Annotated in this window: 9 protein-coding genes and 1 pseudogene; 5 read left to right on the top strand and 5 right to left on the bottom strand. The window is 59.0% G+C overall.

All coding sequences use genetic code 11. The annotated features are described in order from the left end of the window. Positions 1–217, top strand: a 217-nt coding sequence (locus tag ACVWYY_RS14225) for a hypothetical protein (RefSeq protein ID WP_457440900.1), incomplete at its 5' end; no start/stop codon positions are given. A gap of 230 nt (positions 218–447) precedes the next feature. Continuing rightward, entirely contained in the window at positions 448–1,266 is an 819-nt protein-coding gene (locus tag ACVWYY_RS14220; RefSeq protein WP_414400412.1) for a hypothetical protein, read from the top strand. A 7-nt stretch (positions 1,267–1,273) separates the two neighbouring features. Here ACVWYY_RS14220 and chlP read toward each other — a convergent pair whose 3' ends face one another. The 5 genes from chlP to ACVWYY_RS14195 all read right to left on the bottom strand — a co-directional run bounded on the left by chlP (position 1,274) and on the right by ACVWYY_RS14195 (position 6,653). After that, a complete protein-coding gene (gene chlP / locus ACVWYY_RS14215) occupies positions 1,274–2,494 on the bottom strand; it encodes a geranylgeranyl reductase (RefSeq protein WP_414406886.1) in 1,221 nt (406 codons plus the stop codon). Between the two features lie 124 nt (positions 2,495–2,618). Beyond that, on the bottom strand, positions 2,619–3,755 hold the full coding sequence (locus ACVWYY_RS14210; RefSeq protein WP_457403817.1) for an extracellular solute-binding protein: 1,137 nt from the start codon (positions 3,753–3,755) through the stop codon (positions 2,619–2,621). Beyond that, on the bottom strand, positions 3,727–4,191 hold the full coding sequence (ruvX, locus tag ACVWYY_RS14205; protein ID WP_414331042.1) for a Holliday junction resolvase RuvX: 465 nt from the start codon (positions 4,189–4,191) through the stop codon (positions 3,727–3,729). Before ruvX ends, ACVWYY_RS14210 begins: the two co-directional genes overlap by 29 nt. Further along, entirely contained in the window at positions 4,188–5,567 is a 1,380-nt protein-coding gene (locus ACVWYY_RS14200) for a DUF3084 domain-containing protein (protein WP_457403818.1), read from the bottom strand. The genes ruvX and ACVWYY_RS14200 overlap by 4 nt, the downstream gene beginning before the upstream one ends. A 105-nt stretch (positions 5,568–5,672) precedes the next feature. Beyond that, the gene (locus tag ACVWYY_RS14195; RefSeq protein ID WP_414331610.1) at positions 5,673–6,653 is read right to left on the bottom strand and encodes an alpha-ketoacid dehydrogenase subunit beta; all 981 of its coding nucleotides are present in this window, start codon (positions 6,651–6,653) and stop codon (positions 5,673–5,675) included. Positions 6,654–6,836: 183 nt separating this feature from the next. Here ACVWYY_RS14195 and pdxA point away from each other — a divergent pair, with 183 nt between their 5' ends. From pdxA to ACVWYY_RS14180, 3 genes and pseudogenes are all read left to right on the top strand, one after another. After that, positions 6,837–7,925, top strand: a complete 1,089-nt coding sequence (gene pdxA / locus ACVWYY_RS14190) for a 4-hydroxythreonine-4-phosphate dehydrogenase PdxA (RefSeq protein ID WP_457403820.1) — start codon at positions 6,837–6,839, stop codon at positions 7,923–7,925. 29 nt (positions 7,926–7,954) lie between these two features. Then, a complete protein-coding gene (locus tag ACVWYY_RS14185; protein ID WP_457403824.1) occupies positions 7,955–9,070 on the top strand; it encodes an aldo/keto reductase in 1,116 nt (371 codons plus the stop codon). An 87-nt stretch (positions 9,071–9,157) separates the two neighbouring features. Beyond that, positions 9,158–9,397 (top strand): annotated as a pseudogene (locus ACVWYY_RS14180) (hypothetical protein); the annotation flags it as partial.

Here is a 9,397-nt window from a genome sequence, read left to right as displayed (position 1 = left end):
TTGCAGGAGACGGTCAGGACTTGGGTCATGGTTCTATCGTAACTTCCGCATTCCTCCCGACACTGACCCTACGGGTACAGTGCGGGGCTCCTGCGCTAGTAAGCTGAACTTTCTGATCCTATCGCAGACGGGATCCCAGCGGAAAACGGCAGAGCCGGTGGCGCTGCCCCGACAAAATGGCCCCTGGGATCCACCGCCAAGGCAACCCCCAGCTTGATGAAGATAGGCACCGGGTTATTTTTGGGCAGAGCGGATGAGGTTCAAAGCCGTTAGCCTTGAAGTTGAAAAGATTACTCTGGTTAAAGACTGCCCTCGCTGGTTTGCGCCAGCCCTGGGTTAGGCTATTGCCATTCCGGGGGAGCAAGAAACACCGCTGCTCTGCCCCAAAGTCCGCAAGTTGAGTGAAGGAAGGTTGAGGTGAAGGGGAGACTGACCTGCCATTTCCCTGTGCTGCTATTGGCCCTGCCTCTGTGGGGATCCCCGACCTGGGCCGGAGAGTATTTCACCGAGGAAGTGACCAGCCCTAGCCTGGAGATCGTTCACGGCTGGCGGCAGGAGGTGTACGGCATTGGGGTCACCATCACCAACACCAGCCTCGGCTCCTTTCGCGTGCCCTTGGAAATTGATATGGAGGATCGGACTAGCTGTGAGCGGGCCGACTTGGTGCTGACCAACAATCGCATCATGCCGATGGGATCCTTCCAAGATTGCATTCTCAACATCTTTCCCTACCTGGATAAGTTCATCAACCAAGAAGTCGCCAGCATCCGAGTCACCCTAAAAGGGCCAGCTCCCCTCCTGGAAATTCCGGTAGAGGAGTCGGATCGACTGATTTTGGCCCAGGTGGCCAACCAATCGCGGGAAGCCTTTGTTTTCTTTCAGCAGGAGTTGGCCCGTGTTTTGGAGCTGCTGAGGCAGTCGGATCCCAAGCAAAGCGAGACGGCCCCACAGCCTGGCACCCCAGTTCCGACCGCCACCCCAGCCGAGTCTGCCGCTAGCCCAGGAGATTTTGTAATCGTGGGATCCATTCGGGAAGAACGAGTGGGGGCCGGTAGCCGCCTAAGCGTGGAAGCGATCAACCGCAGCACCCGCACGGTTCTCAACGCCCGTGCTCGTTTCACCTTCTATCGGGGAGAAGAAGTTGTCGATACGCGAGTGGCAGCATTTGAGCCCAGCGACGTGCCCCCCGGACAAAGGGCCTCTGCCAGTGTGCTGAAAACCGAGGCCAACTGGGATCGCGTTACGGTGACCTTCCAGTGGCAGTAGGGTTGTCTCAGGGGGCTAAAGCGTTGCCGCGAATCAGGCTGCCCAAGGTTTTGACCGTGATCTTGAACTGCACCCAAGGGCTCATGGGCACTACCGTCTTGTAGAGGTAGCTGTCAAAGGTCATCCTCTGCACGTCCCGGTCGGCGCACATCTCCACAAAGGCTTCGCGGGTGGCATTGGAACGGTAGAACACCCGCTGCAGGATGTCCAAGACCTTGTAGGTCAGGCCGTACTGGCGATCCCAGCGCTTGAGATACAGTTTTAGATCCTCCTCTGTGGGAATGCGCTTGCCGCCGTTGGAGGTCTCGACAAGGGTCTCGGCACACATGCGGCCTGACTTGGCGGCAAAATAGATCCCTTCGCCGCTGGATTTGGTTACGTATCCCGCCGCATCTCCCACCAAAGCAGCACGGCCCACCACGCGGCGCGGGCGGGGATGCTCTGGGATCGGATGGGCTTCCACCTTGATCACCTGGCCTCCTCGAATCCGCTCGGCAGCACGGGCGCGGATCCCAGCTTGCAACTTTTGGATGTGGGCTTGGTTTGCCCTCATGGTGCCGGTGCCCACGGCTACATGGTTGGACTTGGGAAACACCCAGGCATAAAAGTCTGGAGAAACATCGTCCCCCACATACATTTCTGCCCGCTCTGCGTAGTAGGCCATTTTGTCGTCCGGGAGCCGGATGCGCTCCTGAAAGGCCAGCGCATAGTTGTAGTCGCCAGCACCAATGGCTTCTGCCACCTTGGAGTGGAACCCATCCGCCCCGATCACCACATCCACAGCCAAAGAACGCGGCACCCCTTGCCTCGATCCGTCGGAAAAATCGTTGTAGTGCAGGATGTAGGGATCCCGGCCATTCTGGGGGATTTCCAGATGCATTACCTTGCCGTTGATCAGCTCCGCCCCTTTTTGGTGGGCACGATTGCGCAAGAAGGCATCCAAGATCTCGCGGCGGCACATGCCGATGTACTCGTTTTCTTTTTCGAGGGCGATATCCACCTCATAGTTGGAAGGGGAGATCATCTTCATCTTGCGCACTTTGCGGTCGATGATCCCCTCGGGGAGGTCGAACTCGGAGACCATACAGAGGGGAATGGCGCCCCCGCAGGGCTTGGCGTTGTCCAGCTTCCGCTCAAACAAAAAGGTCTCGATTCCAGCTTGGGCCAGAACTTCGGCAGCAGAGGCTCCGGCTGGGCCGCCCCCCACAACAGCAACTCTCAGACTCAAGGTGCTCTCCTCGATGCAAGTGCAACTGGCTCATCAGACAGCAGGCATCCTACCACAGCTCCTCAGAAGCATTGCGGACCTTGACGAAGTGTTGCAGAGTGGAGGGCTCGCGCTCGCTGTGTTTCTACAAAAGGCCCCGCCGCATTTGATCCCAGAGGTTGAGATAGGACTCGGCTTCGGCTGAGCTCAGGGGGCGCCAGATCTCCGAGCGTTGCCAAGTGGAGATTTGCAAGTCGGCTCTGCGTTGCAGGCGTGGGGCAAGTTGAGCCAAATCCAGCGGCAAAACCGAAGGGATCCCGCTCAGATTGACCAAGCGGGGGGCAAATTCAGGATTCAAGACAAAATCAAGCCAGTCAGCCAACAGGGATCCGGAATCTGTCTGGGTTGATTCTGTGTGGGCATGGTCTTCGACGTGGGGTCGCACCCAGACATCCCACCAGATGGCGGATCCGGAGGCCGGGATCACCACTGCCAGCTCAGGGTAGTTGGCTTGGGTGGCGTAGAGATCCTGCGACCAGCCCACGGCCACCCAGCTATCGGCCAAGCGCAAGATGGGCAGGTAGTCAGAAGAGGTGTAAGTTAAAACCTGGCGATGCAGGGATCCCAGCTCTTGCCGTAATTCCACATCCTCAGGGTTGAGGGGATCGTTGTAGGAGCGGCCCATTTTCTTTAGGGTTAGCCCAATCACCTCCCGCGGATGATCCGGCAGAGTCAGTTTGCCGGCCAGCTCAGGCCGCCACAGATCCGCCCAGTCCCGAATGGGCTCCCTCACCCGATCCCGGCGGTAGGCAATGGCCGTTACCCCCCAGCGCCAGGGCACACCCCAAATCTGCCCCTCCCGGAGTGCCGCAGCTTGCCAACGGGGATCCAGATTCTGCCATCGTTCTCCCAACAGGCTTGCCGGCAGAGGAGCCAGCCAACCGGCAGCTATGGCCCGATCCAAAGCGTCGGCCCCCAACAAACTCAAAGCCGCCACCGGCAGCCGCCGCCGGAACCATCCCCCCGGATCCCACCAGGCTGCATCAGCCGGCTGGACGCTTTGCTGCAGATAGGCCAACAACTGATCCCGCTCATCCAACAGTTGCAGCCGAAAGCGGGCCTGAGTCCTGCGGCGAAACTCGTTGAGCAAACTGGCGGGGATCCCTTGCTTGAGCGCCACGACAAGAGGCAGGTGTGCATCCGGCCCCCCACATCCTGCCGCCATTAGCCCCAGCAGGATCCCCTGTAGAAGCTCACGTCGGCTCAGCCGTATCTCGCCCACGACAGTACCGCTCCACCAGAATGAGAGCCACCAGATCATCGTAAGCCTTGGCGGGCACCCGCATCCCCTTGGGCAACAGCCGCTCCCATCCCTGCGGTGGGTGAAAATCCCAGTAGCGCTGACGGGCCTCTTGGGAGCTGTGCCGCTCATCCACCAGGACAATCTGCTGCGGGGGGAGGATCGATTCCAGTTGAGACTTCCAGGCTTGGGCCGTCGTCTGATTGCCCAGGATCACTTGCTCCGCCTGAAACTGTTGCCGGAGCGTTTGTAGTCTAGACAGCGCTGCCGCGGAAGGGACCACCTCCCGGTGTAAAACCTTCAGCTCCGTTTGCGTAAACACCTGCACCACAGCAATGCCGCATTTGTCGCGCCCTGGGTCGAAACCGATCAGCACTCGTTGGCCCTTCAGTCTTGCCGGGTGGAGTGGATCCGTCATCCCTCGGGACGCCCCGCCTGCTGAGCCCCAGAAGAGCCGGGTTGACCGGAAGCTTCTGCCATCAGAAAACTCACCCGCAATGGCCCCGCTGTGTAGATGTCGGTGTCGGCAACTAGCTTCACATCCAGAGGGGTGGTGCTCTGGCGGAGATGCTGCACAACCTCCAGAAACTTGACCTGGGAGAACTCCCCCACAGTGCCGGTGATGGGATCGGAGAGGAGCCCCTCCTCTTGCGAGCGCTGATTGGCCTGGTTCAGCAGCCCCAGCAGTTGCTGTTGGATCTGATTTTCGCTCAAACCCGGTTGAATCACCCCGTGGGCCAGCACGGATCCCTTGGCGAAAATCCGCTGGTTGGGGTAAATCTGCACGAGCACAGGCACAGGCTCCCCCTTGAGCCGGTTGGTAACAGAGAGAATGCGCACCGCCCAGCTACCGGGTTCTCGCAACTTCTCCAAGGCTTGGTCGGCATCCTCCCGGCGGATCAAGATCGCGTTTTCCAGAGGGGGCATGGGCTGGGATCCAAGGGCAAGGGCCCGCTGTTCCGCCTGGGCCAAAAGGTGCTCAAACTGCCGCCGGATCGCCTCTGGTTTTGCCCCTCTTGGAGCCTCCACAACTCCTGTTGCCAAAACTTCCCCCGCCAAGATGGCCAGTTCCCCCCGCCGCAGCCGCACCGCCAATTGGTTGAGCTGCTCGATCTCCTGCTCAAGCTGGTTTTTCTGGTTCTCCAGTTGGGTTAAGGCCGCCTGCACCACATCCAGGGAGCGCTCCAGCTGATCCCGATCCAGTTGCAGGGCTTGTTTTTGCGACTCCAGGGTGGCGATCACCTGGCGGGCCGACTCCACCTCTGCCTTCACTGCCTCCAACTCGGCATGGGCTCGATCCAAACTGGGCTGCACCTTGGCCAGTTGCTCGTTGGCTGCCGCCAGCTTGGCCTCCGCCTCCTGCCGCTCCTGCAGCGCCACTGCCAGCTGATCGCGCACTTCGCTCAGGCGGGTTTGGGCTGCCGACTGCTGGCTGCGAAATTGGTCGAGATCCATCTTGAGGTGATCCCGCTCAACCCTGAGAGCGGCATTTTCCGCTTCCAAGAGGGCTTTTTGGCGGTTGAGGGCCCGCAGCTCTTGCTCCGCCTGGGCAATTTGGTTGGTGTAGCTGAACAGGGCCTCCGACAGAGAGCGGTTGAGGAGCAGCAGTGTGCCCAAAGTCAGGGCGGAGATGCTCACGCCGGTCACCACGGCCACCAGAATGGCGGTATGGCGGGGGCGCAGGTTAAACCAGGTAAGGCGCTTTTTGCCAATGCGGTAGCCCACCCGATCCCCAACAACGGCAATCAGGCCACTGACAACCAACATGTAGAGGATCAGCAGTACGCCTTGCATATTCGCGGATCCCTGCCATGGAAATCTTAGCAAGGTTGCCCTGAGGATTTTGCAAGTTGCTGGGAGATAGATTTCGGCGCTGTTTTGTAGGGATTTTTGGGGGTTCTAATCCGCGTAGAGGAGCCGCTCCACCGCCGCCACAATATCTGCAGGTTGCACGATGGTGGCCGCCTCCAGCGTGCCGTTGTAGGGGGTGGGAATGTCCTGCGAAGCCAAACGCATCACCGGCGCATCCAGCTCATCGAACAGTTCTTCCATGATGCGAGCTGTCAGTTCCGCCCCAATGCCACCCGATTTCATGTCTTCCTCAACAATGATCACCCGATGGGTTTTGCGCACCGAAGCGGCAATGGTTCCCATATCTAAAGGTTTCAGCGAGATTAAATCGATCACCTCAGGGTCGATCTCCTGCTGCACCAAAGTGTCCACGGCCTTGAGCACGTGGTAGCGCATGCGGGAGTAGGTGAGCAGGGTAACATCGGAGCCGGATCGGACGATTTCGGCTTTGTCCAGAGGCAAAAGGTATTCCTCTTCTGGCAGATCTTCTTTCAAGTTGTACAGGAGCACATGCTCGAAAAAGAGAACGGGGTTGTCGTCGCGGATGGCGGACTTGAGCAAGCCCTTGGCATTATAGGGAGTTGAACAGGCCACGATCTTAAGCCCGGGCACCGCTTGGAAGTAGGCCTCTAGCCGCTGCGAGTGTTCTGCTCCCAACTGACGACCCACCCCGCCCGGCCCGCGGATGACCATCGGGATCTTGAAATTGCCCCCGGAAGTGTAGCGCAGCATACCGGCATTGTTGGCAATTTGGTTGAAGGCCAGCAGCAGAAAGCCCATGTTCATCCCTTCCACCACCGGGCGCAAGCCGGTCATGGCTGCCCCGATGGCCAGGCCGGTGAAGCTGTTCTCGCAAATGGGGGTATCCAGCAGGCGCATCTCCCCGTACTTGCGATACAGGTCTTTGGTGACTTTGTAGGAGCCGCCGTAATGGCCGACATCTTCTCCCAAAACAAATACGTTGGGATCCCGGGCCATTTCTTCGTCGAGGGCAGCACGCAAGGCGTTGTAAAGGAATGTCTCGGCCATAGAGGTTCAATATCGCTAAACCCTCATTAAACCATTTTGCCGGCATGGATCCCCTTGCAGCTGACTGGATAGGCTGAGCTCAGCATTCTGGCTCAAAGGGATGGCGACCTTCCCCACAGCTTTCCTCAGCACTCTCTTTCCCCTGCAAAATGGAGATCATCTGTCTTCTCAAGAAAAGACACCATGAGCCTTGCACTGCCCAAACTGGCGCTGACCTTGGGGGATCCCGCGGGAATTGGGCCGGAAATTGTGCTCAAGGCGCTGGCGGATCCTGAGGTGCAGTCTTGCGCCCACATCACGGTTGTAGGGGATCGGCAGGTTCTAGAAGCCACCTATCGCCTGCTGAGAGATCGGTCGCCGGCTCCATTGGCCCATCCGGCAGGGATCCCGATGCTGGAATGCGACACAGGCTTTCGGTTACAGCCTGGCTGTATTGGTCAAGGGGATGCTGACAGTGGTGGGGTCAGTTTTGTTTACCTGAAAACGGCAATCGAACAGACGCTGCGGGGCGAGTTTCAGGGGATCGTGACAGCGCCCATCGCCAAGTATCTCTGGCATCGAGCCGGCCATCGGTTCCCTGGTCAAACAGAAGTTTTGGCCCAGCTGAGTCGGTCTGAGCACTACGGGATGATGTTTGTTGCCCGTTCCCCCCACAGCGGTTGGCAGATGCGGGTTTTGCTGGCCACCACCCATATTCCCCTCGGCCAAGTGCCCACCGTGCTGACTCCAGAGCGGGTGCGGACAAAGCTGAATGTGCTGGTGGGATCCCTGCGCCACACCTTTGGGATCCGGGATCCTGTGATTGCAGTAGCCGGCCTGAATCCCCATGCCGGCGAACAGGGGCAACTGGGATCGGAGGAAAAAGAATGGCTGACCGAGCTGCTGCGCACCTATGCCCACGCCCAAATTTGGGGGCCGCTTCCCCCCGACACCATGTGGCTGGCTCCCGCGCAAGCCTGGCATGGCCAGGGATCCCCAACTGTGGCAGATGCCTACTTGGCTCTCTATCATGATCAGGGCTTGATCCCGGTGAAGATGCTGGCTTTTGACCGGGCAGTCAACCTGACAATTGGGTTGCCTTTTGTTCGCACCTCTCCCGATCATGGCACCGCCTTCGACATTGCCGGCCAAGGGGTGGCCCGATGCGAGAGCCTCAAGCAGGCGATCCTGCTGGCGGCAGAACTGCTGGGCAAAAACCCCCAATCCCCTGAGGGAAATGCCGTCTGTACCCGACAATCTGAGGCCGTTTCTCGTTTCCAGGGGGTGGCTTGATGGAAGTTGCCGGTGCTACCTCAACCGCAATGCTCTACCGTCGCTTTGGGCGCACCCAACAGCTGGTCTCGGTTTTTTCTCTGGGCAGCATGCGCTTGGTCAATGTGCCCAGGGATCAAGCTCAGGCAACCGTTGAGGCAGCCCTAGCCGCAGGGATCAACCACATCGAAACGGCTCAGGCTTATGGCCATGCCGAGGTGCTCTTGGGCGAGATTTTGCAAACCCTGCCCTTTTCACGCCATCAGTTGATTCTGACCAGCAAACTCACTCCCACAGATGGGTTGCGAGAGCGGCTTCAGGGATCCCTGCGCCGTCTGCGGGTGGATTACCTGGATCAATTTGCCTTTCATGGCATCAACCTGCCGGAACATCTGGAGTGGGTGCTGCAGAAAGGGTTGCCGATTCTCCAGCAGCTCCAGCAAGAAGGCTGGGTGCGCTACATTGGTTTTTCCACCCATGGATCCCTGGAGTTAATTTTGCAGGCCATCCAGACAGGATGCTTTGACTTTGTTAATTTGCACTATCACTTTTTCCAACAGCGCAATGCACCGGCCCTAGAAGCGGCTGCCCAGCAAGATATGGGCGTGTTCATCATTTCTCCTGCCGATAAAGGGGGAATGCTCTATCGCCCGCCCCAACACCTGCAGGAGTGCTGTGCACCTTTCAGCCCCTTGGAGTTTGCCTATCGTTTTTTGCTGGCGGATCCCCGTGTTCACACCCTCAGCCTGGGCATCACTCATCCTGAGGAGCTACAGGTGGCCTTGTCGGCTTTACAGGATCCCGACCGTTGGTGGGTGGATGGCCCTCAGATTCAGGAGCGGTTGCGCCAAGCCGAGCAGGAACGCTTGGGATCCAGCCGCTGCACCCAGTGCTACGCCTGCCTGCCCTGCCCAGAAGGGATCCACATTCCCGAAGTGCTGCGTTTGCGCAACTTGGCCATTGCCCACGAGATGACGGAGTTTGCCCAGTACCGCTACAACATGTTCGGCCAAGCTGGGCATTGGTTTCCGGGGTCACTTGCCGACCGCTGTACCGAATGCGGTGACTGCTTACCCCGCTGCCCAGAACATCTGCCTATCCCGGAGTTGCTGGCCGAAGCCCACCAGTTGCTGCATCGCTCTCCAATCCGGCGGCTCTGGGAATGACCATTCCCCCTATCCTGTTTGGCAGAGCTCAACTTCGTTTATGATCGGTTGCAGTTTGTCAAGAGACTCACAAGGCGAGGCATCAGGGTGAATAGTCAGAGCCAAGACCGCTTAGACCGAGTGGAGCAACTGCTGGCTTGGACGGCTGAACAGACTGCTGCCAACAGCCGAGAAATCCGGGAGCTCTGCCAATCCGTCCAGGAGCTGCGTCAGTCCATCCAAGAAAGCCGCACCCAGTCTGCCGAGGAGAACGCCGCCCGTCTGCGGGAAATCGAGGAGCTGCGTCAGTCCATCCAAGAAAGCCGCGCCCAGTCTGCCGAGGAGAAC

The organism is Thermostichus sp. MS-CIW-34 (genome assembly GCF_054060435.1).
Note: the sequence above shows the minus strand (reverse complement) of the source record. Positions and strands in the feature narration are given on the sequence as shown.